This is a genomic window from Streptomyces diastatochromogenes (assembly GCF_002242805.1).
Taxonomy (GTDB): Bacteria; Actinomycetota; Actinomycetes; order Streptomycetales; family Streptomycetaceae; genus Streptomyces; species Streptomyces diastatochromogenes.
Map to the genome: position 1 here is coordinate 182,031 of NZ_MCGQ01000031.1, position 24,132 is coordinate 206,162.

The 24,132-nt window shown below is 70.4% G+C and carries 19 protein-coding genes and 1 tRNA gene; 7 read left to right on the forward strand and 13 right to left on the reverse strand.

All coding sequences use genetic code 11. The features are described from left to right. Positions 1–60: 60 nt before the first annotated feature. Positions 61–135, reverse strand: a tRNA-Leu gene (locus tag BEK98_RS32365). Positions 136–235: 100 nt separating this feature from the next. On the opposite strand from BEK98_RS32365, the gene BEK98_RS32370 reads away from it, so the two are divergent. Further along, a complete protein-coding gene (locus BEK98_RS32370; RefSeq protein WP_094220282.1) occupies positions 236–892 on the forward strand; it encodes an ANTAR domain-containing response regulator in 657 nt (218 codons plus the stop codon). A 71-nt stretch (positions 893–963) separates the two neighbouring features. Here the strand turns inward: BEK98_RS32370 and BEK98_RS32375 are convergent, their stop codons facing one another. The 9 genes from BEK98_RS32375 to BEK98_RS32415 all read right to left on the reverse strand — a co-directional run bounded on the left by BEK98_RS32375 (position 964) and on the right by BEK98_RS32415 (position 10,946). Beyond that, the gene (locus tag BEK98_RS32375) at positions 964–1,680 is read right to left on the reverse strand and encodes an ABC transporter ATP-binding protein (RefSeq protein ID WP_094220283.1); all 717 of its coding nucleotides are present in this window, start codon (positions 1,678–1,680) and stop codon (positions 964–966) included. Next, complete coding sequence (locus BEK98_RS32380; RefSeq protein WP_094220316.1) at positions 1,677–2,588, reverse strand: ABC transporter ATP-binding protein; 912 nt, start codon at positions 2,586–2,588, stop codon at positions 1,677–1,679. Before BEK98_RS32380 ends, BEK98_RS32375 begins: the two co-directional genes overlap by 4 nt. Positions 2,589–2,593: 5 nt before the next feature. Next, entirely contained in the window at positions 2,594–4,417 is a 1,824-nt protein-coding gene (locus tag BEK98_RS32385) for a branched-chain amino acid ABC transporter permease (RefSeq protein WP_094220284.1), read from the reverse strand. A gap of 5 nt (positions 4,418–4,422) precedes the next feature. Further along, entirely contained in the window at positions 4,423–5,355 is a 933-nt protein-coding gene (locus tag BEK98_RS32390; RefSeq protein WP_094220285.1) for a branched-chain amino acid ABC transporter permease, read from the reverse strand. Between the two features lie 107 nt (positions 5,356–5,462). Continuing rightward, a complete protein-coding gene (locus BEK98_RS32395) occupies positions 5,463–6,698 on the reverse strand; it encodes a branched-chain amino acid ABC transporter substrate-binding protein (RefSeq protein ID WP_094220286.1) in 1,236 nt (411 codons plus the stop codon). A 290-nt stretch (positions 6,699–6,988) separates the two neighbouring features. Beyond that, the gene (locus BEK98_RS32400; protein ID WP_094220287.1) at positions 6,989–7,597 is read right to left on the reverse strand and encodes a Tat pathway signal sequence domain protein; all 609 of its coding nucleotides are present in this window, start codon (positions 7,595–7,597) and stop codon (positions 6,989–6,991) included. Beyond that, a complete protein-coding gene (locus tag BEK98_RS32405) occupies positions 7,594–7,938 on the reverse strand; it encodes a hypothetical protein (RefSeq protein ID WP_341869007.1) in 345 nt (114 codons plus the stop codon). Before BEK98_RS32405 ends, BEK98_RS32400 begins: the two co-directional genes overlap by 4 nt. A 147-nt stretch (positions 7,939–8,085) precedes the next feature. Further along, positions 8,086–8,571, reverse strand: coding sequence for a hotdog fold thioesterase (locus BEK98_RS32410; RefSeq protein WP_094220288.1), 486 nt, complete (start codon positions 8,569–8,571; stop codon positions 8,086–8,088). A 47-nt stretch (positions 8,572–8,618) separates the two neighbouring features. Beyond that, on the reverse strand, positions 8,619–10,946 hold the full coding sequence (locus BEK98_RS32415) for an FdhF/YdeP family oxidoreductase (protein ID WP_244202088.1): 2,328 nt from the start codon (positions 10,944–10,946) through the stop codon (positions 8,619–8,621). A gap of 183 nt (positions 10,947–11,129) precedes the next feature. Between BEK98_RS32415 and polA the strand changes: the two genes are divergently transcribed. Both polA and BEK98_RS32425 read left to right on the forward strand, forming a co-directional pair. After that, on the forward strand, positions 11,130–13,856 hold the full coding sequence (gene polA / locus BEK98_RS32420; RefSeq protein ID WP_094220289.1) for a DNA polymerase I: 2,727 nt from the start codon (positions 11,130–11,132) through the stop codon (positions 13,854–13,856). Positions 13,857–14,175: 319 nt separating this feature from the next. After that, positions 14,176–14,583 (forward strand): hypothetical protein, encoded by a 408-nt coding sequence (locus tag BEK98_RS32425; protein WP_208643298.1) that lies wholly within the window; start codon positions 14,176–14,178, stop codon positions 14,581–14,583. Here the strand turns inward: BEK98_RS32425 and BEK98_RS32430 are convergent. Beyond that, on the reverse strand, positions 14,501–15,358 hold the full coding sequence (locus tag BEK98_RS32430; protein ID WP_094220290.1) for a DUF4184 family protein: 858 nt from the start codon (positions 15,356–15,358) through the stop codon (positions 14,501–14,503). The two genes, BEK98_RS32425 and BEK98_RS32430, sit on opposite strands and share 83 nt — an antisense overlap. A 318-nt stretch (positions 15,359–15,676) precedes the next feature. Between BEK98_RS32430 and BEK98_RS32435 the strand changes: the two genes are divergently transcribed. The 3 genes from BEK98_RS32435 to pgfA all read left to right on the forward strand — a co-directional run bounded on the left by BEK98_RS32435 (position 15,677) and on the right by pgfA (position 18,704). Beyond that, positions 15,677–17,389, forward strand: coding sequence for a lytic transglycosylase domain-containing protein (locus BEK98_RS32435; protein WP_094220291.1), 1,713 nt, complete (start codon positions 15,677–15,679; stop codon positions 17,387–17,389). A gap of 160 nt (positions 17,390–17,549) precedes the next feature. After that, entirely contained in the window at positions 17,550–17,684 is a 135-nt protein-coding gene (locus BEK98_RS48090) for an SPW_0924 family protein (RefSeq protein ID WP_107428305.1), read from the forward strand. 27 nt (positions 17,685–17,711) lie between these two features. After that, complete coding sequence (pgfA, locus tag BEK98_RS32440) at positions 17,712–18,704, forward strand: cell envelope lipid trafficking protein PgfA (protein WP_094220292.1); 993 nt, start codon at positions 17,712–17,714, stop codon at positions 18,702–18,704. Here the strand turns inward: pgfA and hrpB are convergent. Both hrpB and BEK98_RS32450 read right to left on the reverse strand, forming a co-directional pair. Then, positions 18,694–21,219 (reverse strand): ATP-dependent helicase HrpB, encoded by a 2,526-nt coding sequence (gene hrpB / locus BEK98_RS32445; RefSeq protein ID WP_094220319.1) that lies wholly within the window; start codon positions 21,217–21,219, stop codon positions 18,694–18,696. The genes pgfA and hrpB overlap by 11 nt on opposite strands. A 67-nt stretch (positions 21,220–21,286) precedes the next feature. Beyond that, positions 21,287–22,111, reverse strand: coding sequence for a class I SAM-dependent methyltransferase (locus BEK98_RS32450; protein ID WP_094220293.1), 825 nt, complete (start codon positions 22,109–22,111; stop codon positions 21,287–21,289). 372 nt (positions 22,112–22,483) lie between these two features. Here BEK98_RS32450 and rpsA point away from each other — a divergent pair, with 372 nt between their 5' ends. Next, on the forward strand, positions 22,484–23,977 hold the full coding sequence (gene rpsA / locus BEK98_RS32455; protein WP_094220294.1) for a 30S ribosomal protein S1: 1,494 nt from the start codon (positions 22,484–22,486) through the stop codon (positions 23,975–23,977). The last annotated feature ends 155 nt before the right edge of the window (positions 23,978–24,132 follow it).

Sequence of the window (24,132 nt, forward strand, 5' to 3'; positions counted from 1 at the left end):
AAAAGGGCCCCTCATCGAGAGGGGCCCGCCAATTCAGTGACCTTGGAATCCAAAGAAAAGTGCCCCGGGTCGGACTCGAACCGACACTGTACGGGTTTTGAATCCGTTGCCTGCTGCCAATTGGGCTACCGGGGCTCGCAGAATCCAAGGTTTCCCCTGACCCTCCGCGCGTCCACCATACCGTAGCTAGGTAGGCTCTTGTCAGCAGTACCCCTGCCCTGAACGAGGAGCCCCCGTGACCGCCGAGTCGCCCCAGCCCGTAGACGCGCCCGACGACGACAAGTCGCACGTGCCTCCGCTGACGACCCGTGTCGTCATTGCCGAGGACGAGGCCCTGATCCGGCTCGACCTGAAGGAGATGCTGGAGGAGGAGGGGTACACCGTCGTCGGCGAGGCCGGGGACGGGGAGCAGGCCGTGGAGCTGGCCCGCGAGCACCGGCCGGACCTGGTGATCCTCGACGTCAAGATGCCCAAGCTGGACGGCATCTCCGCGGCCGAGAAGATCGCCGAGGAGTCCATCGCCCCGGTCCTGATGCTCACCGCCTTCTCCCAGCGCGACCTCGTCGAGCGCGCCCGGGACGCCGGTGCCATGGCCTACCTGGTGAAGCCGTTCAGCAAGAGCGACGTCGTGCCGGCCATCGAGATGGCCGTCTCCCGCTTCACCGAGCTGAAGCAGCTGGAGCAGGAGGTCGCCGACCTCACCCAGCGCCTGGAGACCCGCAAGCTGGTCGACCGCGCCAAGTCCATCCTGCAGACCGAGTACGGGCTGACCGAGCCCGCCGCCTTCCGCTGGATCCAGAAGACCTCCATGGACCGCCGGATGTCGATGCAGGAGGTCGCCGTGGCGGTCATCGAGGACAACGAGGAGAAGAAGTCCGCCAAGAAGGGCTGACCTTCCCACGCGAACGACCAGGCCCGCGCCCCGGAGAAGAGGGGCGCGGGCCTGGTCGTCTGCCTCGGCGGTCAGTCCTCGCCGAGGTACGCCTTGCGCACGGACTCGTCGTGCAGCAGGTCCTGGCCTGAGCCGGACAGGACGATGTTGCCGACCTCCATGACATGGCCCTGGTCGGCGAGCGAGAGCGCCGCCTGGGCGTTCTGCTCGACCAGCAGGATCGTCGTGCCCTGGGACTTCAGCTCGGCGATCGTCGCCATGATCTTCTGCATCATGATCGGCGACAGACCCATGGACGGCTCGTCCAGCATCAGCAGCTTCGGCTGGGACATCAGGGCGCGGCCCATCGCCAGCATCTGCTGCTCACCGCCCGAGAGGGTGCCGGCGGCCTGCTTCCTGCGCTCCCCGAGGATGGGGAAGAGGTCGTAGGCGCGCTGGATGTCCTTCTCGATGCCCGGCTTGTCGCTGCGCAGGAACGCACCGAGGCGCAGGTTGTCCTCGATGGTCATGCGCGGGAAGATGTGCCGCCCCTCGGGGGAGTGGGCGAGGCCCAGCGAGACCACCTGGTGGGCCGGGACCTTCTTCAGCGACTTGCCGTTGAACCTGATCTGCCCGCCGACCGGCTTGAGCAGGCCGGAGAGCGTGCGCAGGGTGGTGGTCTTACCGGCGCCGTTGGTGCCGATGAGGGTGACCACCTCGCCGGCCTCGACCTTGAAGGAGATGCCCTTGACGGCCTCGATCTTGCCGTAGGCGACCCGCAGGTCCTCTACTTCGAGCAGTGCGGTCATCGGTCGTTCTCCTTGCCGGGCGCGGCGTCCGTCGTGGCCTCGGCGTGCGCCTCGGCCGCCTCGACCTCGGCGACCTCCTCGTCGCCGGGAGCGTTCTCGAAGGGTTCGCCGAGGTACGCGGCGACGACCCGCTCGTCGCCCTGCACGGTCGCGCTGTCGCCCTCGACGAGCTTCTCGCCCTGTACCAGGACGGCGACGCGGTCGCAGAGGTTGAAGATGAAGCGCATGTCGTGCTCGATGACGAGGACGGCGATGCCCTTGTCCCGGATGGCGAAGACCAGTTCCTCGGTGGCCCGGGTCTCCTGCGGGTTCATACCGGCCGTCGGCTCGTCCAGGAGCAGCAGGCCGGGCTCACTGGCCAGCGCCCGGGCGATCTCCAGCTTGCGCTGCTCGCCGTAGGGCAGGTTGCGGGCGAGGTGCTCGGCCTTCGCCTCCAGGCCCACGAACTCCAGGAGTTCCATGGCGCGGGCGCGGGAGGCCGCCTCGGCCTTGTGGAAGCCGGGGCCGCGCAGCAGCGCGGACCACAGGCCCTCCTTGGTGCGGGTGTGCCGGCCGACGAGCACGTTCTCCAGGACCGTCATGTTGGCGAACAGACGGATGTTCTGGAAGGTGCGGGCGATGCCCGCCGCCGTGACCTTGAAGGACTTCGGCGGCAGGACCTGGCCCTTGTAGCGGACCTCGCCCTCGGTGGGGATGTACAGGCCGGTGAGGCAGTTGAAGAACGTGGTCTTGCCGGCGCCGTTGGGGCCGATCAGACCGACGATCTCGCCGCTGTTGACGGTGAGGTCGACATTGCGCACGGCCGTCAGACCGCCGAAGCGCATCGTGACGCCGCGGGCGTCGAGCACGACCTCGCCGGGTGCGGAAGCGCCGGGGACGGCGTCCTGGGTGGTGGTGTCGGTGGTCATGGTGGTCACGCCCCTGCCTTGCTGAGGACGGCGGGCGCTTCGGCTTCTTCGTGGAATTCGAGCTGGCGGCGCCGGTTGGGGATGAGGCCCTCGGGGCGGAAGCGCATCAGCAGGACGAGCGCACAGCCGAAGGCGAAGAGCTGGTAGTCGCCCAGGAACTGGAGCTTGGCCGGGATCAGGTACAGCAGCGCCGCGCCGACCAGCGGACCGGAGATGGTGCCCATGCCGCCGAGGACCACCGCGGCCAGCAGGAAGGCCGAGTTGGGCGGCACCACGTGGGCGAACTGGTACTGCTCCGGGGTCACCGTGTAGGTGACGTGGGCCTGGACGGAGCCGGCGAGGCCGGCCATGCAGGCACCCAGGGCGAACGCGATGAGCTTGACCCGGAAGCCGTTGATGCCCATGGCGAGCGCGGCGGTCTCGTCCTCGCGGATGGCGATCCAGGCGCGGCCGATGCGGGAGTCGCTGCTGCGCCGGAACACCACGACGACGATGAGCGTGATGAGCAGCATCAGCAGGAAGTAGTTCGCGAACCGGCCGATGGTGGCGCCGAGGAACTGGTGCTCCTGGCCGAAGTCGAAGCCGAGGATGTTCAGGTTCGGGATCGAGGAGATGCCGTTGGAGCCGTTGGTGACGTCCGGGCCCGAGGTGCCGTCCATGTTGAGGACGGTGATGCGGAAGATCTCACCGAAGCCGAGCGTCACGATGGCGAGGTAGTCGCCGCGCAGGCGCAGGGTCGGGGCACCGATGAGGACACCGAACACCATGGCGACGGCCGCGCCGGTCAACGCCGAGGCCCAGAACGGCCAGTTGACGTGCAGCGGCGAGGACGGCGAGCCGGAGACCAGGGCCGCGGTGTAGGCGCCGACACCGAGGAAGGCGACGTAACCGAGGTCGAGGAGGCCGGCGAGGCCGACGACGATGTTCAGGCCGAGCGCGACGGTGGCGAAGATCAGGATGTAGACGCCGATCGTCGCGTACTGGTCGTTGGACTGGGTGAAGGGGAAGGCGGCCGCCGCGACGAAGGCACCGGTCATGGTGATGTTGCGGTGCCGGGCGGTGATCGCCGAGACCCGGGCCACGAGCCCGGCCTTGGCGAGGGCGCCGAAGCCGAAGCCGGCGGTGAGGAGGAAGCCGATGAACAGCTGGTCGTACTCGGTGCCGATGCCGTAGGTGAAGACGATCAGACCGACCGCCATCGCCGCGATGATGACGAGGAGCTCGGCGTAGGTGGGCAGCTTCGGGGCCGGGGCCGGGGTCTTGGAGGCGAAGGCCGCCTTGAAGTTGTTCCAGTTCTGGCGGGCCTGGTGACGGAGCGCCTCAAGGCCGGTGTCGTCCGGGTCGGCGGGTTCCGGGGCCGGCCGCTCGTAGGGCAGAGCCAGCGCGCCGACCAGGGCCGCCAGCGTGGCGACGGCCACGATGAAGCCGCCGGCCTCCAGGTTGACCAGGCCGCCCAGCTTGGCGCTGATGGCGATGACCGTGTACCAGGCGGTGGCGAACGTGCCCAGCGCGGACAGCTTCAGGGCGCTGTCGGCGCTGCCCGGGGTCAGCCACTTCAGGCCCTTGACGCCGTAGGAGGCGAGGCCGAGGACGGTGGTGAGGATGCCGCCGATCAGGACGAGGACCTGAAGGCCGCCCGGGTAGCCGTAGACGGTGAGGTCGCCGGGGAACGCGGCGGTCCAGGTCCAGGCGAGGAAGGTGGAGACGATCGTCAGGACGCCGCCGCCGGTGGCGAGGGCCCGTCCGAGCGGGGCGGGCAGGCCGATCAGGCCGGACGGGGCGGCCGTGGGAGCGCTCGGGGTCTCGGATGCGGTGGTCTGTGTGGTCATCGGTGTCACGCCCTGTCCGCGACGCGCTCGCCGAGCAGACCCTGTGGCCTGAACAGCAGAACGAGGATGAGGAGTACGAACGCCCAGACGTCTGCCCAGGACTGGCTGCCGAACTTGTCCATGCCGGGGATGTCGGAGATGTAGGCGGTGGACAGGGCCTCGGCGACACCGAGGACGAGGCCGCCGAGCATGGCGCCGTAGATGTTGCCGATGCCGCCGAGGACGGCCGCGGTGAAGGCCTTCAGGCCGAGGATGAAGCCCATGCGGAAGTCGATCTGGCCGTACTTGAGGCCGTAGGCCACGGATCCGACGGCGGCGAAGGTGGCACCGAGGGCGAACGCGACCACGATGATGCGGTCGGTGTTGATGCCCATCAGCTTCGCGGTGTCCGGGTCCTGGGCGGTGGCCTGCATGCCGCGCCCGGTACGGGTGCGCATCACGAAGTAGGCGAGGAACGCCATGCTGAGCGGCGCCGCGCAGACCAGGAAGATGTCACCGGTCTGGATCGTGACGTTGCCGATCTCGAAGGGGCCACCGGGGATGCTCGGGAAGGTGCGGGCGGACTTGGCGCCCGGGTACCAGGCCCACACCGCCTGCTGCAGGGCCAGGGAGAGGCCGATGGCGGTGATGAGGGGAGCGAGGCGCGGGGCGCTGCGCAGGGGCCGGTAGGCGAACCGTTCCGCTCCGACGGCGACGGTGGTGGCGACGAGGATGGCGCCGACGAGCATGAGCGGCAGGGCCACCCACATCGAGGTGCCGTCGGGAAGTATGTATGCGTAGACCGTGAGCGCGCCGAACGCTCCGGTCATGAAGATCTCGCCGTGGGCGAAGTTGATGAGCTGGACAATGCCATAGACCATTGTGTAGCCGATGGCGACCAGCCCGTACATGGATCCAAGTAGCAGGCCGTTGACCAGCTGCTGCGGCAGTTCGTTCACCGCATGTCCTCCGAGCGTTCGGAAAGTTCGACGGATGTGGCCGGATGCGAGTCCGCGCGGGGCGCCTGTGGAACAGCGCCCCGCGCGGCTCGTGGTGCGGGTGTGGGTCAGCTGCCGTTGTAGGTGCCGGACTCCACGGCCTTCCAGGCACCGCCCGTGACGGAGTAGACGGTGAGCTGCTTGTTGGTCGCGTCACCGTACTCGTCGAAGGAGACCTTGCCGGTCACACCGTCGAAGGAGACGTTCTGCATCGCGGCGGTGATCTTCGCGCGGGCGTCGGACGGCAGCTTGCCGCCGTTGTCGTCCACGACCTTCTTCACGGCCTCGATGATCGACCAGGCCGAGTCGTAGGAGTAACCGCCGTACGCCGCGTACGCCTCCTTGTAGCCCGCCGCCTTGTAGTTGTCGACGAACTCCTTGGCGGAGGGGAGGGTCTCGACCGGCGCACCGACCGAGGTGGCGAGGTCGCCGGTGCCCGAGGCGCCGGCCAGCTTGATGAAGTCGTCGGCGTAGATGCCGTCACCGCCGACCAGCGGGATCTTGGCGCCGGCGGCCTTGATCTGCTTGCTGAGCGGGCCGGCCTGCGGGTACTCGCCGCCGTAGTAGACCACCTGGGCACCGGAGTTCTTCACCTTGGTGGCGACCGCGGAGAAGTCCTTGGTGTCGGGGTTGATGTGCTCGGTGCCGACGATCTTGCCGCCGAGCTTCTTGAACTCGTCGGTGAACGTCCCGGCGAGGCCGGCGCCGTAGGTCTTCTTGTCGTCGATGACGAAGGCCTTGGTCTTCTTGGCCTTGTTGTAGACGTACTGGGCGGCGAACGGGCCCTGGATGGCGTCCGTGGTCGCGGTGCGGAAGTACGACTTGTACGTACGCGACTTCGAGGTCCGCCAGTTGGGACCCTGGGTCAGGTCCGGGCTGGTGTTGGCCGGGGAGACCTCGACCAGCTTCGCGTCGTCGAAGACCTTCTGCATCGACTGGGCGACGGAGGAGTTCAGCGGACCGACCACGCCGAGGACGCCCGGCTCGCCGACGAACTTGGTGGCGTTCGTCTGGCCCGAGGAGGGCTGGGCCTGGTCGTCGAGGGACTCGACCTTGAAGGTGATGCCCTTGACGTAGTTCTTCTTGTTGGCCTGCTTGGCCGCGAGGTCCACGGAGTTCCGGATGCCCAGGCCCAGGGCGGACAGGTCGCCGGTCAGCGGGGCGTCGACGCCGATGGTGACGGTCGTGCCACCGTTGCCGGAGTCCGAACCCTTGTCGCCGCTGTCGCGCGAGCCGCAGGCGGTGAGGGTGAGTGCACCCGCCGCCAGGGCGGCGGTGATGGCGATGAGCGAACGTTGACGCACGATCAGTCCTTTCCGATCGACAACCGCATCCCCGTGGAAACGGTCGAGCCGCGCGCGCCTGGCCGAAGTGAGAATCCGACTGCGCGGTGACTGGCCGTGACTCTAGGCGTGTGTGGGGAACGTGGAGGAGGGTCTGACCGATGCTGTGACGCTCTTGTTATGACACGAGGTAATGCAGAGCGGTACGCCGTGGGGAGAACGCCGGAATTCAGGCCGATTCGCCCTGTCCGCATTGTGAGAACCCGCAGGACTCACCATGATCCGTTCAGGCGTCTCAGGGGTTTTGGTGATTACGTACCACTGTTGCTGCAGGCGACTTTCAGGGCGCGTGAGAGGTGCTGTGCGTAGTGGGGGCCGAGGATGAAACTCTGAATCTGTATTGCGCGCGTATTACGTAGAGTTACTTCGAGGAAAGGCATCCCGGCGTCCTTCGGAACCTTTCCGCATTCCGTCACGTGCATGGTTATGGTGATCTTGCGGGGAGCGCCTGCTTTTGTCCGGAAGGGGACGTGTGGCGCCGCGGCCGCCGAGAGGCCGGCGTACGGCTGGGTCACCCGGGTCACGGTGACCGCCGGTCCCGACTCCACGCGCATCAGTACCTCGAAGCTGAAGCTGCGGGCCGGCGCGCCGGGCGGGGTGGCCCGGTCGCGCAGGTACGACATCGCCACCACCTGTGCGGGGTACGGCACTTCGGGCGGTGGCGGTTGCTGCGGGCGGGTCGCGTAGAGATAGCCGCCGCCCGCGAGTACGGCCGCGGTGGCGGCGAGAGCCAGGACGGCGCGGCGGTGGCGGGCGTACAGGGCCGCGAGCGGCGCGCGTCTTCGGCCGAGGGGTGCCTCCTGTGCGGTGTCCCACGCGCGCGTGCCCTCGCCGGGCTCCAGGGGGCCGATGCCGCTCATTGCCACGGACCTCCGCTCGGCGTTCCGTGCCGGTACCGCTCGGCGCAGGCACTGCGGGACTGACGGTCGATCAACTCGTCGGCCGCAGCGGCCCCTTGGCGCCGCTCGGCCGCCCGCGCCGTGTCCACGACGGTCCGCAGGATCTCATACTGCCCGTTGGACAGCCCCATGGACTGGTAGTCGCCGTAGGTGCCGCTGTCGAGCACTTTGCGCGACCAGTGCGCGACGATCCTGGCGCACAGCTCCGCTTCGGAGGCCGGTGACGCGGAGGCCGTGCCGCTGTGCGGGGTGCGAGCGGGTGCGCCCGATCCGGCGCACCCACCCGTCAGTACGGCAGCCACAAGTGCCAGTCCGAGTCCCAGCCCCGTGGCTCCCGGCCAGTGGGCTCCTCGCGGTCCCCTGTGCCGAAGCTGCGGTCCCATGTGCCGAAGCTAAGGGGAGGGGCGGCGCGGGGCAACGGCCCGGCGCCGGCCGCTCGGCGGCCGGGATCAGCCCTTGACAGCCTGGGCGCCGTCCTCCGGCTTGAGGTCACGCAGCAGACAGGTCAGCCGCGCGCTGCACACCCGGCGGCCCTCCTCGTCACTGATCACGATCTCGTACGTCGCCGTCGACCGCCCCCGGTGCACCGGCGTGGCCACACCGGTCACCAGGCCCGAGCGGACCCCGCGGTGGTGCGTGCAGTTCAGGTCCACGCCGACCGCGATCTTCGAGCTGCCGCCGTGCAGCATGGAGCCGACCGAGCCCAGGGTCTCCGCGAGCACCGCGGACGCGCCTCCGTGCAGCAGCCCGTACGGCTGGGTGTTGCCCTCCACCGGCATCGTGCCGACGACCCGCTCCGCCGACGCCTCCAGGATCTGCACGCCCATCCGCGTCCCGAGGTGGCCTGCCGAGAACAGCGCGGGCAGGTCGACACCGAGCGCCGCGTACTCGTCGATGACTTCCTGCGGGAATTTCACCTGCTGCTGCTCACCCATGGGCCCGGCTCCGTTCGTCGTACACCTGTCTCTGGCTGAGCAAACGCTCAGTCGGTGGCCGATTGTTCCAGACGGGCTTCCGGACGGGTCTCCGGGCGGCCCTCCGGCGCCGCCTCCAGGCGGACCACGACGGACTTGCTGGCCGGGGTGTTGCTCGTGTCGGCGGTGGCGTCCAGCGGCACGAGCACGTTGGTCTCCGGGTAGTACGCCGCCGCGCAGCCCCGGGCCGTCGGATAGTGCACGACCCGGAAGCCGGGGGCCCGCCGCTCCACGCCGTCCTTCCACTCGCTCACCAGGTCCACGTACGACCCGTCGGCGACCCCCAGGGTCCGCGCGTCCTCCGGGTTCACCAGCACCACCCGGCGGCCGGCCGTGATGCCCCGGTAGCGGTCGTCCAGGCCGTAGATCGTGGTGTTGTACTGGTCGTGCGAGCGCAGCGTCTGCAGCAGCAGCCGGCCCTCGGGCAGCTCCGGGTACTCCACCGGCGCCGCCGTGAAGTTCGCCTTGCCGGTCGCGGTCGGGAAGCGGCGCTCGTCGCGCGGCGCGTGCGGCAGCGTGAAGCCGCCGGGACGGGCCACGCGCGCGTTGAAGTCCTCGAAACCGGGGATCACGCGCGCGATGCGGTCGCGGATCGTCGCGTAGTCCTTCTCGAACTCCTCCCACGGCGCCTTGCTGTCCGCGCCGAGCACCCGGCGCGCCATGCGGCACACGATCGCCGGCTCGGACAGCAGCTGCCGGCTCGCCGGCGCGAGCCGCCCGCGCGAGGCGTGCACCATGCCCATGGAGTCCTCGACGGTGACGAACTGCTCGCCGCTGCCCTGCAGATCACGCTCGGTGCGGCCCAGCGTCGGCAGGATCAGTGCACGCGCGCCCGTGACGACATGCGAGCGGTTGAGCTTGGTCGACACGTGCACGGTCAGCCGCGCGCGCCGCATGGCCGCCTCGGTGACCTCGGTGTCGGGGGAGGCGGAGACGAAGTTGCCGCCCATGGCGAAGAACACCTTCGCCTCGCCGTCCCGCAGCGCGCGGATGGCCTGTACGACGTCGAAGCCGTGCTCGCGCGGGGGAGCGAACCCGAACTCCTTCTCCAGCGCGTCCAGGAAGGCCGGGGCGGGCCGCTCGAAGATGCCCATCGTGCGGTCGCCCTGCACGTTGGAGTGGCCGCGCACCGGGCACACGCCCGCGCCGGGGCGGCCGATGTTGCCGCGCAGGAGCAGGAAGTTGACCACTTCGCGGATGGTCGGGACGGCGTGCTTGTGCTGGGTCAGGCCCATGGCCCAGCAGACGATGGTGCGCTCGGAGGCGAGGACCATGCCGAGGGCTTCCTCGATCTCCTCCCGGGACAGGCCGGTCGCGCTGAGCGTCTCGTCCCAGTCGGCGGCACGCGCGGCCTCGGCGAACTCCTCGTACCCGTGTGTGTGCTCGCGCACGAACTCCTCGTCGACCGCGCCGTTCGTCTCCAGGATCAGCTTGTTGAGGAGACGGAACAGGGCCTGGTCGCCGCCGATACGGATCTGCAGGAACAGATCGGTGAGGGCGGCGCCCCTGAGCATGCCCTGCGGGGTCTGCGGGTTCTTGAACCGCTCCAGGCCGGCCTCGGGCAGCGGGTTGACGCTGATGATCTTCGCGCCGTTCGCCTTGGCCTTCTCCAGCGCGGAGAGCATGCGCGGATGGTTCGTCCCCGGGTTCTGGCCCGCGACGATGATCAGGTCGGCCCGGTAGAGGTCCTCCAGCAGGACGCTGCCCTTGCCGATGCCGATCGTCTCGGAGAGCGCCGAGCCGGACGACTCGTGGCACATGTTCGAGCAGTCGGGCAGGTTGTTGGTGCCCAGCTCGCGCGCGAAGAGCTGGTACAGGAACGCGGCCTCGTTGCTGGTCCGGCCCGAGGTGTAGAAGACGGCCTCGTCGGGGGAGCCGAGGGCGGAGATCTCCTCCGCGATGATGTCGAAGGCACGCTCCCAGCTGACCGGCTCGTAGTGATCTCCGCCCTCGGGCAGATGCATGGGATGCGTGAGCCGCCCCTGCTGCCCCAGCCAGTACCCGCTCCTGGTGGCCAGGTCGGCGACGGAGTGCGCGGTGAAGAACTCCGGGGTGACCCGGCGCAGGGTGGCCTCCTCGGCGACCGCCTTGGCACCGTTCTCGCAGAACTCCGCCTTGTGCCGGTGGTCAGGCTCCGGCCAGGCACAGCCCGGGCAGTCGAAGCCGTCCTTCTGGTTCACCCGCAGCAGGGTCAGCGCGGTGCGCTTCACACCCATCTGCTGCTGGGCGATGCGCAGGGTGTGCCCGATGGCGGGCAGCCCCGCCGCCGCGTGCTTCGGCTCCGCGACCTGCGGCGCGTCCTGAACCGGATCACCCTTGGGCGGCTTGGTCGCCATCGCACGGTCCCCTTCGACTGCGTGTGAGAAATACGCCTCTACGTGTGAGAAGTACGCCTCCGATCCTCGCACGGGGCACCGACAGCCGTGAGCCCCGGCCCTGCCCGGATCCGTGGGGTTCCAGGCGGGGTGCCGAACCCGTCGCGGCCCGGACTGTCAGTGGGGCGTGGCAGGATCGGGGGCGTGGCAGAGACAGCATCGAAGAAGACCGACAAGAACCCCGGCGGTACCCGTCCCCGGCTGATGCTCATGGACGGGCACTCGCTGGCCTACCGCGCGTTCTTCGCGCTGCCCGCGGAGAACTTCACGACCGCGACGGGCCAGCCGACGAACGCGATCTACGGCTTCGCGTCGATGCTGGCCAACACCCTGCGTGACGAGGCCCCCACGCACTTCGCGGTGGCCTTCGACGTCTCCCGCAAGACGTGGCGCTCCGAGCAGTTCACCGAGTACAAGGCGAACCGCTCCAAGACCCCCGACGAGTTCAAGGGCCAGGTCGAGCTGATCGGCGAGCTGCTCGACGCCATGCACGCGCCGCGCTTCGCCGTCGAGGGCTTCGAGGCCGACGACGTCATCGCCACCCTCGCCACCCAGGCCGAGGCCGAGGGCTTCGAGGTGCTGATCGTCACCGGCGACCGCGACTCCTTCCAGCTGGTCACCGAGAACACGACCGTGCTGTACCCGACGAAGGGTGTCTCGGAGCTGACTCGCTTCACCCCGGAGAAGGTTCTGGAGAAGTACGGGTTGACGCCCACCCAGTACCCCGACTTCGCCGCCCTGCGCGGCGACCCGTCCGACAACCTGCCCGGCATCCCCGGTGTCGGCGAGAAGACCGCCGCGAAGTGGATCAACCAGTTCGGTTCGTTCGCGGAGCTGGTCGAGCGCGTCGAGGAGGTCAAGGGCAAGGCGGGGCAGAACCTTCGCGACCACCTGGAGGCGGTCAAGCTCAACCGTCGCCTCACCGAGCTGGAGCGCCAGGTCGAGCTGCCGAAGACGGTCACCGACCTGGAGCGTGCTCCGTACGACCGCAAGACCGTCGCGATGGTCCTGGACACCCTGGAGATCCGCAACCCGTCCCTGCGGGAGCGTCTCTTCGCCGTCGACCCGGGCGCCGAGGAGGCCGAGACCACCCCGGTCGCGGCGGAGGGCGTCGAGCTGGACGGCAAGATCCTCGGCACCGGCGAGCTGGCCCCCTGGCTGGCCGAGCACGGCACCGGGACCCTCGGTGTCGCCACCGTCGACACCTGGGCCCTGGGCACCGGCTCGGTCGCCGAGGTCGCTCTCGCCGCGGCCGAGGGCGCGGCCGCCTGGTTCGACCCCGCCGAGCTGGACGAGACCGACGAGAACGCGTTCGCGGCCTGGCTGGCCGACGCCGGCCGCCCCAAGGTGTTCCACAACGCCAAGGGCGCCATGCGCGTCTTCGCCGAGCACGGCTGGAGCGTCGAGGGCGTCGCCATGGACACCGCCCTCGCCGCCTACCTGGTCAAGCCGGGCCGCCGCTCCTTCGACCTGGACGCGCTGTCCCTGGAGTACCTGCACCGCGAGCTGGCCCCCGCCGCCGCGGCCGACGGCCAGCTGGCCTTCGGGGCGGACGACGGCGCCGAGGCCGAGGCGCTGATGATCCAGGCCCGCGCCGTCCTCGACCTGGGCGAGGCCTTCGAGGAGCGCCTCCAGGAGGTCGGTGCCGCCGACCTGCTGCGGGACGTGGAGCTGCCCACCTCCGTCCTGCTCGCCCGCATGGAGCGCCACGGCATCGCCGCCGACCGCGCACACCTCGAGGCGATGGAGCAGATGTTCGCGGGCGCGGTGCAGCAGGCCGTGAAGGAGGCGCACGCGGCCGCCGGGCACGAGTTCAACCTGGGCTCGCCCAAGCAGCTCCAGGAGGTCCTCTTCGGCGAGCTGGCCCTGCCTAAGACGAAGAAGACCAAGACCGGCTACACCACCGACGCCGACGCCCTCGCCTGGCTCGCTACCCAGACGGACAACGAACTGCCGGTGATCATGCTCCGGCACCGCGAGCAGGCGAAGCTCCGCGTCACGGTCGAGGGCCTGATCAAGACCGTCGCCGGCGACGGCCGTATCCACACCACCTTCAACCAGACGGTGGCCGCGACCGGCCGGCTGTCCTCCACGGACCCGAACCTGCAGAACATCCCGGTCCGCACCGACGAGGGCCGGGCGATCCGCCGCGGCTTCGTGGTCGGCGAGGGCTTCGAGTCCCTGATGACCGCCGACTACAGCCAGATCGAGCTGCGCGTGATGGCCCACCTCTCCGAGGACGAGGGCCTGATCGAGGCGTTCACCTCCGGCGAGGACCTGCACACCACGGCGGCCTCCCAGGTGTTCGGCGTCGAGCCCACCGCGGTGGACGCGGAGATGCGCCGCAAGATCAAGGCGATGTCGTACGGCCTGGCCTACGGCCTCTCCGCGTTCGGTCTCTCCCAGCAGCTGAACATCGACGCGGGCGAGGCCCGTGCGCTGATGGACGCCTACTTCGAGCGCTTCGGCGGCGTCCGGGACTATCTGCGCCGGGCGGTCGACGAGGCCCGGGCGACGGGCTACACGGCGACGCTCTTCGGGCGCCGCCGCTACCTCCCCGACCTCAACAGCGACAACCGCCAGCGCCGCGAGGCGGCCGAGCGCATGGCCCTCAACGCGCCGATCCAGGGCACGGCGGCGGACATCGTCAAGATCGCCATGCTCCACGTCGACCGGGCCCTGCGTGAGGCGGACCTCAAGTCCCGCATGCTCCTCCAGGTCCACGACGAAATCGTCCTGGAGATCGCCCCCGGCGAGCGCGAGGCCACCGAGGAGATCGTCCGCCGCGAGATGGCCGCCGCGGTCCACCTGAGGGCCCCGCTCGACGTCTCCGTGGGCGTGGGCCCGGACTGGGAGTCGGCGGCGCACTAGCCTTCGGCGATGCGGCGGAGGGGCGTTTTCGGCCAAGGGCAGGACAACGCCCCTCCGCCGCTGCGGGTGCCCGTGGGTGCCGAGGCGGGCGACTCCCCCTCGCCTCCGCCACGGCTGCTGGTCGTCCGCCGGCGCGAAGAAGTTCTCCGCCGCGACGGCGATCCCCCCCCACGGCGCATCCCGGCGGTGCCGAACCCACCGGACCCCCGCCGCTGCCGCCCCACCCGCACCCGAATCCGGCTGAACCCCCGCAGGGCCCGTCACTCACGTGGCCCCCGCCAGAACGCCCCCCGAGCCCCGCAACCGCAACACTGCGAGCATGGGTATACGCATGCTCCACCGCCGGACGCCCGAGGCACAGGGCGGCACCCCGGCCCGGGCGGACACCGCCACGGACCGAGCCACGCCCGCCTCGCCGGTCCCGGCCCTCGCGGCCGACGCAAGCACCGCCCGCATCCCCGCCGACCTGGCCACGACCGTACGCAGGGCCGCGGTGGACCTCCGGCGCCGACTGGCCGCCCGCACCCGCCACGCCCCCGACTGGCGCGCCTGGCCCGACCTTCTCCGCGGCTACCTCGCGCTGCTGCTCACCCTGATCCCGAGGGCACGGCCCAGACGCACCCTCACCGTGTTCGTGGCCCCCGTCATCGAGCGGCCGACCGGTCCCGAGCGGCACCGGCCGCCGCTGCGGGACTGCCCGGAACCGGGGCAGAGCGCCACACCCTGACCCCGGCCGCGTACACCAGCACCCCCAGGACCAGCCCGGCGCCCACACCGAAGCACAGCGTGGGCACCAGGTCCCAGGGGCTGGCGTGCGCACCCCAGTACTCCCACCACCGCGTCGCCCGCTGCACCGCTCCCGTCAGGGCGCAGCCGCCGAGTACGCAGGCGGCCCACCACCAGTCCCGTACGGACAGGGCGGGCACCCCCAGCGGCTCACCGGCCGGCGCCCGCCGCAGCGCACGTACCAGGAACACGGCGATCACCACGGCGGCCACCGCGGACGTGCCGTACTGCAGCCATGAATAGAGCGGCATGCCCGCCAGGCTCCGTCCGAGGGCCGGAATCAGCCGGGACCCCCACCGGTCGTGATGCGTGAACGCGTCCCACACGACATGCGTCAGCGCGCCGAGCACCGCGGAGACGTACCACCACAGCACGGAAACGGCCCGCACGCGCGCGCGTGGCGCACCGCAGCGCAGCAGAGCGGCCGGCCGCCCCTGCCGGCCCCGGGGCAGCAGAGCCACCAGGGGTTCCCGGACGAGCAGCCACAGCCCCACCAAAGCCCAGGAGATGAGCACGTCCACGCCGATCACACCCGCGAAGGAGTGCGTGACCGACCCGAACTCCATTCCGCCCGGCAGGACGCTTGCCGCGTAGTAGGTCAGATCGGGCGCGAAGGAGCCCGCGACGAGCACCGAGGGCACCAGCCGGCCCCGGCCCGCGCCGTCCCGGCGGATGGCGGGCAGCACGGCCGCCGCATGGCTGAGCGTGAACGGCAACAGAGCCCCCTGGAACGGTCGTCGGCCGCGGCACCGGAACCGGTGATCATGTCCGTCCAGTATGCGTGAGTACCGTCCGACGCCCCCCACACCAACGGAAGTTGGCCAACCGGTGAAAAACGGACGCGAACGGGTGCCCGGGCAAAGGAAGGTGTCGTAGGGTCACCTGGGTCGCGGTGCCGGGCGCACGTTCGAACGTACGTCGCGCGGATGGAAAGGCGGAACAGGGGCAACCAGAGCACCGGGTCAACCGTCAGACCAGAGCGAGGCACACGGACGGAGACGGACGCAGGGGCGTCCACGGGAGGGGTTCACTCTATGGCGGCGCACATCGGCAGGCGGCTGCGCAAGGGAGCGGCGACCACCGCCGTGGCCGCGGCAGCGGTCGCGGCTCTGTCCGCGTCCCAGGCTCCGGGAGCCACCGGCGAGGACCACGGCAGACAGGCCACGGCCGGCGCCAGCACCCCGGTCCCGGAGGCGGCCGCCGACGGCAGCGCCAACGCCACCGGCAACTCGCCGTACTACACGGACCTGCCGCCGCTCAACAGCCCCAACCCCAGCCCGTCGCCCACCATCGGCACCCCCGTCTCCCGGGGCCCGGCCGAGGCCGGTATCCCCGCGACGGTCCTCGACGCCTACAAGAAGGCCGAGGCCGAGCTGCGCACCTCCAAGCCGGGCTGCAACCTGCCCTGGCAACTCCTGGCCGCCATCGGCAAGGTCGAGTCGGGCCATGCCCGCGGCGGCCGCGTCGACGCCAACGGCACCACCCTGGGCCGGATCCTCGGCCCGCAGCTCGACGGCAACGGCTTCGCGCTCATCAAGGACACCGACCACGGCGAGTACGACGGCAACAGCCAGTACGACCAGGCCGTCGGCCCGATGCAGTTCATCCCGTCCACCTGGGCCTGGGCCGGCCGCGACGGCAACGGCGACGGCAAGGCGGACCCCAACAACGTCTACGACGCCGCGCTCGCCGCCGGCCACTACCTGTGCCGCAACGACTGGGACATGTCCACCCAGGCCGGCCTGCACAGCGCGATCCTCAGCTACAACAACTCGCAGGACTACCTGAACCTGGTCCTGAGCTGGCTGGAGTACTACCGCAAGGGCACCCACTCCGTGCCCGACGGCACCGGCGGCGTGCCCTCCCACCGCAGCGACGACGGCTCGAAGCACCACACCAAGAAGCCCTCCGACCCGCCGAAGACCAAGCCGGAGCCGGGCAAGCCCGGCGACGGCAAGGACACGCCCGACCCGAAGCCGCCGAAGCCACCGGCCCCGCCCACCCCCTCCGACACCGTGGACCACCTGGAGAACGCGGGCAACGGCACCACGAAGCTCACCGCGATGGCGGGCGACGCGTTCGCCCAGCGGATCAGCACCCGTGCCGAGACCAAGGCCGGGGCGGCCGTCGGCAAGGTCCGGATCCGGTTCACCATCACCGGCGACACCGACGCCACCTTCGTCGGCGGCGAGACCGTGGCCACCATCGCCACCGACGCCAAGGGCGTGGCGCTCGCACCGGCGCTCCAGGCGGGCGAGAAGACCGGCACCTTCAAGATCACCACCGCTGTCGTCGGCCACCAGGTCAAGGGGGTCGACTACACGGCCACCGTCACCGCGCGCGCCGCCGACACCCTCGCCCGCACCAGCGACACCCCGCTGACCTGCACCCCGGGCGGCGAGTTCGCCGACCAGGTCCAGGTGAAGGCGACGTACAAGGGCGCCGTCGCCGACCAGGTCGCGGCCACCGCCACCCTGATCAAGTCCGCCGACGACGCCACCGAGAACGACAAGGGCCCCTACTTCAAGGACGCCGACGGCAAGGTCGTACGCACCCTCACCGACCTCCAGACGGACGACAAGGGCCTGCTCACACTGCCGAAGCTGTACGCGGACGACACCACCGGCACCTTCCTGCTCCGCATCACCACCACGGGCGGCGCGACCCTCACCGTCGAACTGAAGGTCGCCGCGGCCGACGCCTCGGCCAGCCCCTCGCCCTCGCCGAGCCCGTCCGCGAGCTCCTGACGGCACACACCCGGCACCGGGCAAAACAGGGCGCCTCTTCCGCCACGGCGGAGGGGGCGCCCTCGTCCGTGTGCGCGACCTGTTCTCATCTCGGCCGCCCGTTGCTACGGTGCCTGCCGCACCTGACGATCCATCAGGAAACGTCCGCCGGGAGGCCCGCATGCGTGCCCTGCTCGTCGCCGCCACCGGTCTCGCCCTCGCGCTCGCCCTGGTCCTGGCGGTGACCGCCATGGGCGCGCCGACGGGCCGGACGTCCCCCAAGCCGCTGCTGACGACGGTGCCCGCGCACCCGTAGCAGCACCCGTCCCGGAGGGAGGCCGGAATGCGCCGCAACGCAAGCCTGGTCCTGCTCGGCTGCGCCGTGTTCTTCGCGGCGCTGTCCCCGCTGCTGCGCTGGTACGCCTTCCCGCGCCTGGCCAGGATCCCGCCGAACCAGTACCAGGACATGGTCCTGGAGGCCAAGGACGCCACCCTCCTCGACTACGGCACCATGCGCGCGAAGAAGGTCTCCAAGGTGACCATCGTGCAGACCCTCAAGGGCAACGTGGAGGCCGCCGAGAAGATCGAGAAGAGCGCGGGGCGACCCGTCGTCGTCTGGGACGGGCTGTCCTACCTCCAGGGCCCCGACGGCAAGATGATCTCCCGGATCCCGGAGCGCTACATCTTCGATGCCCACAGCCAGGACCCCGTCCACGCCACCGGCGAGTCCGTCGACGGCGACCCGGTCAAGCGGGACGGCATCGAGTTCAAGTGGCCCTTCCTGACCCAGAAGCGCGACTACGAGTACTTCGACGCGCAGACCCGCACCACCAACCCCATCCACTACAAGGGCACCCAGACCTTCCGCGGCCTGAAGGTCTACTACTTCGAGCAGACCATCCCCTGGACCAAGGTCCTCATGCCCAAGACCATGCCGGTCCAGGGCATCACCCCCGAGTCGGTGGCGAAGACCGGCACCACCCGCTGGTACAGCACCGTCCGGAAGTTCTGGGTCGAACCGGTCACCGGAGCGCCCGTCTACGGCGAAGAGCTCCACAAGGAGGAGCTGCGCGGCGGCACCCTGCTCGGCGGCCGCGCCAAGGTGACGGCGTTCGCCGGGGACGTGAAGATGCGCGAGGACTACATCGAACACACCGTCGCCCTCGTCAAACACAACCGCACCCTGGTCCTCCTGATGACCTCCTACCTGCCCTGGGGCTTCCTGACCCTCGGCGTCCTGCTCCTCGCGCTCGCCCTCTACCTGGAGGCACGCGGCCGCCGCCCCGAGGGCCCGGCACACACACAGGCGACGGAAACCGAACCGGTCAGCGCCTGAGCCGCGCGTTGGTGTGCCGGGTGGGCTCGGCGGTCGCCGGGTCCTCGGGCCAGGGATGCTTCGGATAGCGCCCCCGCAGCTCCGCGCGCACACCCTTGTAGCCGTCCTTCCAGAAGGAGGCGAGGTCGGCCGTGACGGCGGCGGGCCGTCCGGCGGGGGAGAGGAGATGGACGAGCAGCGGCACCCCCGCCACGGCGGGTGTCTCCCGCAACCCGAACATCTCCTGCAGCTTCACCGCGAGGACGGGCCGCTCCGGGTCCCCGTAGTCGATCCGGATTCTGGACCCACTGGGTACGGCGATCCGTTCCGGCGCCAGCTCCTCCAGCCGGGCGGCCTCCCCGCTCGCCCAGGGCAGCAGCCGCGCGAGGGCCTGCCCGGCGTCGATCCGCCCGAGATCGGCCCGCCTCCGGGCCCGGCTCAGCTCCGGCTCCAACCACTCGTCCACGCGCGCGTGCAGGGCTTCGTCCGACACGTCCGGCCACGGCGCGCCGAGGTGGCTGTGCAGGAACGCCAGCCGCTGCCGCAGCACCTCCGCCTCCGCGGACCACCGCAACAGCCCGAACCCCTCCTGCCGTAGGCCTTCCAGAAGGGCACCGCGTACGAGACCGGGACCGACGTCCCTCAGGGGCCGTACGGCCAACTCGATGGCCCCCAGTCGCTCGACACGCCGAGCCACGACATCCCCGTCGCCCCAGTGCACCTCGTCCCGTTCCTCGAACAGCGCCCCGGCCGCCGCTCGCGCCACGTCCTCGTGCACGCCCGCCGCCAGCCGCACACGCGCGTGCCCCTTCCCACCGGGCCGATCGGCGGCGGCGACGACGATCCAGGGCGCCCCACGCAGCGCCGACCCCTCGGACAACTCGGCCCGAGTCCCGGAGGCCATGAGGTACGACCCGCCGTCGAGCTTGGCGACACGCTCGGGGAAGGCGAGAGCGGCAACGAGCCCGGTGAGCTTGTCGTCAGCGGTGCGTGGCTCTGCTTGAACGTCCACCTGTGACTGACGGTCATGGGTGGGCGGGTGGGAAAACTCCCCAGAGACGGCCCGCAGCCGCCGAACCTCGCTCCGCCACCGCTCCCCGTAGGCGTCACCCCCACGCCGAGCACGGCTCAAAGCACCAGCAAGATCATCCCCGTAATCCCGCGGCACCTCTTCAGAAAGCAGGGCAACAACCGAGGCACCCCCACCGGAGGTATCCAGCAGCGCCCGCCCCAGCCGAGGGTGCACCCCCAACCGCCCCAACCGCTGACCAACCTCCGTGGCCCGCCCGACGGAGTCCACCGCCCCCACCGCTGCCAACGCGGAGCGCGCGGCCGCCATCGCCCCACCCGGCGGTGCGTCCAGCAGCGCCAGTCCGGACGCGTCCGGATCGCCCCAGCAGGCCGCCTGAAGGGCGAACGCGGTCAGGTCGGCCACCTTGATCTCCGGCGCCGGAAAGGCCGGCAGCCGGACGTCCTCGGCCTCCGTCCAGCACCGGTACACCACACCCGGCGCCTCACGCCCGGCCCGGCCCGCCCGCTGCCGCCCGGCCGCCCGCGACGCCCGTACCGTCGCCAGCCCGCTCAGTCCGCGCGCGTGGTCCACACGCGATTCCCGCGCCAGCCCCGAGTCGACCACCACCCGCACCCCGGGCACCGTCAGCGACGACTCCGCCACGGACGTGGCCAGCACCACCCGGCGCCGCGCCCCGGCCGCCAGCACCGCGTCCTGTACGGCGGCCGGCGCCCGCCCGTGCACCTGCAGCACCTCGACATCACCCGGATCGCCCAGCTGCCCGGCCACGCGCGCGATCTCGCCCACCCCGGGCAGGAAACACAGCACGTCCCCCTCCCGCTCGGCCAGCGCCCGCCGTACCACCGACGCCACATGGCCCAGCAGCGCCGGATCGACCCACATGCCGTGCGGCGGCCGTACCGGACGCACAGGAGGCGCCCAGACGACGTCCACGGGATGCGCGACTCCCTCGGCCTCGACCACCGGAGCACCGCCGAGCAGCCGCGCCCAGCCCTGCGCGTCCGTGGTCGCCGACGCGGCCACCAGCCGCAGCTCCGGCCGCAGCGTCTGCCGTACGTCCCACAGGAAGGCGGCCACCGTGTCGGCGTCCAGATGCCGCTCATGGCACTCGTCGAGCACCACCACGTCGACGCCGGCCAGCTCCGGATCCCGTTGCAGCCGCTGCAACAGCACACCGGTCGTCACGACCTCCACGCGCGCGTGCCGCCCCACGACCCGCTCGCCGCGCACCGTGTGGCCGACGCTCTCGCCGGGCTTCTCGCCCAGCAGCCACGCCATCCGCCGGGCCGCCGCCCGCGCCGCGATCCGCCGCGGCTCGGCCACCACGACCCGCCGCGCGGGACCGCCGCCGACCAGCCCCGCCAGCACGAGCGGCACCAGCGTCGTCTTGCCGGTGCCGGGCGGCGCCACAAGCACGGCAGTGCCGTGCCCGTTCAGGGCGTCGCTCAGGGCGGGCAGGGCGGCACGGACGGGCAGCGAGTCCAGGGCGTCGTAACGGATCACGCCCCTAGTGTCGTACGACGCCGAAAACGCCCCCCACGCGCGCGTGCGCATATACGGACGAGACTGCTCAGTCCCGCTCGCAGACGAAGACGGCCGTACCCGGGATCAGGTTCCCGCGCAGGGGGGACCAGCCGCCCCACTCCGAGGTGTTCCACGCCGGCCACTCCGGCTCCACCAGGTCCACGAGCCGGAAGCCCGAGGCCACGATGTCCCGGACCCGGTCGCCGAGCGTCCTGTGGTGCTCGACGTACACCGCGTGGCCCTCCTCGTCCTGCTCCACGTAGGGAGTGCGGTCGAAGTAGGACGCGGACACCGACAGGCCCTCGGGACCGGGCTCGTCCGGGAACGCCCAGCGGATCGGGTGCGTCACCGAGAAGACGAAGCGGCCACCCGGCCGCAGCACCCGCCGCACCTCGCGCAGCACCAGCCGGGGGTCGGCCACGAACGGCAGCGCCCCGTACGCGGAGCACGCGAGGTCGAAGGAGCCGTCCGCGAAGGGCAGCGCGCCGGCGTCGGCGCAGACCAGGGGAAACGATCCGCCGATGCGCAGGGCGTGCTGGAGCTGGCGGTGCGAGAGGTCCAGGGCCACCGGGTGGGCGCCCTGGGCGGCCAGCCAGCGCGCGCACTGGGCCGCGCCCGCGCCGATCTCCAGGACGTCCTTGCCCTTCAGGTCCTCCGGGGCGCCGAGCAGCTCGGCCTCCACCTCGTCCAGGCCCTCCGGGCCCCACACGAAGCGGTCGTCGCCGAGGAACGTGCCGTGATCGATCTGGTACTCGTCGGCGTTGCGGTCCCACCAGCCACGGTTGGCCCGGGTGCTCTCCGCGACCCCGGCGTCACGTCGGGTGGCTTCCGGCTCGAGCCCCTCGGGGTCGAGCGTTTCAGGCTCTTGGATGATCGGCTCCCTCGTCGTACTCTTCCGTCCAACCCGCCGGGCGCGCGCGTGTCACGGAAGGGGTCCCGCAGTCCTGCGTGGCCTGCTGGGACGATTTTTTGTGCCGGGTATGCGGCGATCCGCCCCGGGTGTGCGCCTTCGCGCATTGACCCTGCCCGGCTGCCCCCGTATGCTACAAGTTGCGCTGCGGGCCTGCGCACCTCAGACGTAGCAGGCTGCGCTCGCATCTGTTGTATGTCCCCTCGGTTGTCGAGGCGCCATCACCAGTACTGGTGGGGCGCTTCCTTGGCTGTCCGGCTTCTTCAGAGCGATACGGGCTCCCGGCGTAGCAGTACCTACGACTTTCTGTCCGTAACCGGAGCCCTTTCCCACATGACGAGCAGCACCGAGACCACCGCCACCACCCCGCAGGTTGCGGTCAACGACATCGGTAACGAGGAAGCCTTCCTCGCCGCGATCGACGAGACGATCAAGTACTTCAACGACGGCGACATCGTCGACGGCGTCATCGTGAAGGTCGACCGGGACGAGGTCCTGCTCGACATCGGTTACAAGACCGAAGGTGTCATCCCGAGCCGCGAGCTCTCGATCAAGCACGACGTCGACCCGAACGAGGTCGTCGCCGTCGGTGACGAGATCGAGGCCCTCGTCCTCCAGAAGGAGGACAAGGAAGGCCGCCTGATCCTCTCGAAGAAGCGCGCCCAGTACGAGCGTGCCTGGGGCACCATCGAGAAGATCAAGGAAGAGGACGGCATCGTCACCGGTACCGTCATCGAGGTCGTCAAGGGTGGTCTCATCCTCGACATCGGCCTCCGCGGCTTCCTCCCGGCCTCTCTCGTCGAGATGCGCCGCGTCCGCGACCTCCAGCCCTACGTGGGCAAGGAGCTCGAGGCCAAGATCATCGAGCTGGACAAGAACCGCAACAACGTGGTCCTGTCCCGCCGTGCCTGGCTGGAGCAGACCCAGTCCGAGGTCCGCCAGACGTTCCTCACGACCCTGCAGAAGGGTCAGGTCCGCTCCGGTGTGGTCTCCTCGATCGTCAACTTCGGTGCCTTCGTGGACCTGGGTGGCGTCGACGGTCTGGTCCACGTCTCCGAGCTGTCCTGGAAGCACATCGACCACCCCTCCGAGGTTGTCGAGGTCGGCCAGGAAGTCACCGTCGAGGTCCTCGACGTCGACATGGACCGCGAGCGTGTCTCCCTGTCGCTGAAGGCGACCCAGGAAGACCCGTGGCAGCAGTTCGCCCGGACCCACCAGATCGGTCAGGTCGTCCCGGGTAAGGTCACCAAGCTGGTTCCGTTCGGTGCGTTCGTCCGCGTGGACGAGGGCATCGAGGGTCTGGTCCACATCTCCGAGCTGGCCGAGCGCCACGTGGAGATCCCGGAGCAGGTCGTCCAGGTCAACGACGCGATCTTCGTCAAGGTCATCGACATCGACCTCGAGCGTCGTCGCATCAGCCTCTCGCTGAAGCAGGCCAACGAGGCCTTCGGTGCCGACCCGGCCACGGTCGAGTTCGACCCGACCCTGTACGGCATGGCCGCGTCCTACGACGACCAGGGCAACTACATCTACCCCGAGGGCTTCGACCCCGAGACCAACGACTGGCTCGAGGGCTACGAGACCCAGCGCGAGGCGTGGGAGCACCAGTACGCCGAGGCGCAGGCCCGCTTCGAGCAGCACCAGCAGCAGGTCATCAAGTCCCGCGAGGCCGACGCTGCCGCTGCCGCCGAAGGTGGCGAGGCTGCCGCTCCGGCCGCGTCGGGTGGCGGTTCGTACTCCTCCGAGGGTGCGGACACCTCCGGTGCGCTGGCCTCGGACGAGGCGCTTGCCGCGCTTCGCGAGAAGCTGGCCGGTGGCCAGAGCTGAGCTTCTCAGTGAGCTGAGGCTTAGCTCGTAGGTTTGAGGGCCCGTACCTTTCGAGGTGCGGGCCCTCAGATTTTTATTGGGGCGACCGCCCTTTGGGTGCGGCCCGGTGGGGGCTTGTCGCGCCCACGCGGCGGAGCCGCATATGGATACAGCCC

Excerpts from the sequence above, each read along its gene's own strand:
- BEK98_RS32425 (WP_208643298.1), top strand. The coding sequence starts at position 14,176 with ATGGGTATACGCATGCTCCACCGCCGGACGCCCGAGGCACAGGGCGGC.
- BEK98_RS32400 (WP_094220287.1), bottom strand. The coding sequence starts at position 7,597 with ATGAGCGGCATCGGCCCCCTGGAGCCCGGCGAGGGCACGCGCGCGTGG.
- BEK98_RS32375 (WP_094220283.1), bottom strand. The coding sequence starts at position 1,680 with ATGACCGCACTGCTCGAAGTAGAGGACCTGCGGGTCGCCTACGGCAAG.
- BEK98_RS32385 (WP_094220284.1), bottom strand. The coding sequence starts at position 4,417 with ATGACCACACAGACCACCGCATCCGAGACCCCGAGCGCTCCCACGGCC.
- BEK98_RS32435 (WP_094220291.1), top strand. The coding sequence starts at position 15,677 with ATGGCGGCGCACATCGGCAGGCGGCTGCGCAAGGGAGCGGCGACCACC.
- BEK98_RS32410 (WP_094220288.1), bottom strand. The coding sequence starts at position 8,571 with ATGGGTGAGCAGCAGCAGGTGAAATTCCCGCAGGAAGTCATCGACGAG.
- pgfA (WP_094220292.1), top strand. The coding sequence starts at position 17,712 with ATGCGCCGCAACGCAAGCCTGGTCCTGCTCGGCTGCGCCGTGTTCTTC.
- BEK98_RS48090 (WP_107428305.1), top strand. The coding sequence starts at position 17,550 with ATGCGTGCCCTGCTCGTCGCCGCCACCGGTCTCGCCCTCGCGCTCGCC.
- BEK98_RS32415 (WP_244202088.1), bottom strand. The coding sequence starts at position 10,946 with ATGGCGACCAAGCCGCCCAAGGGTGATCCGGTTCAGGACGCGCCGCAG.
- rpsA (WP_094220294.1), top strand. The coding sequence starts at position 22,484 with ATGACGAGCAGCACCGAGACCACCGCCACCACCCCGCAGGTTGCGGTC.
- BEK98_RS32380 (WP_094220316.1), bottom strand. The coding sequence starts at position 2,588 with ATGACCACCGACACCACCACCCAGGACGCCGTCCCCGGCGCTTCCGCA.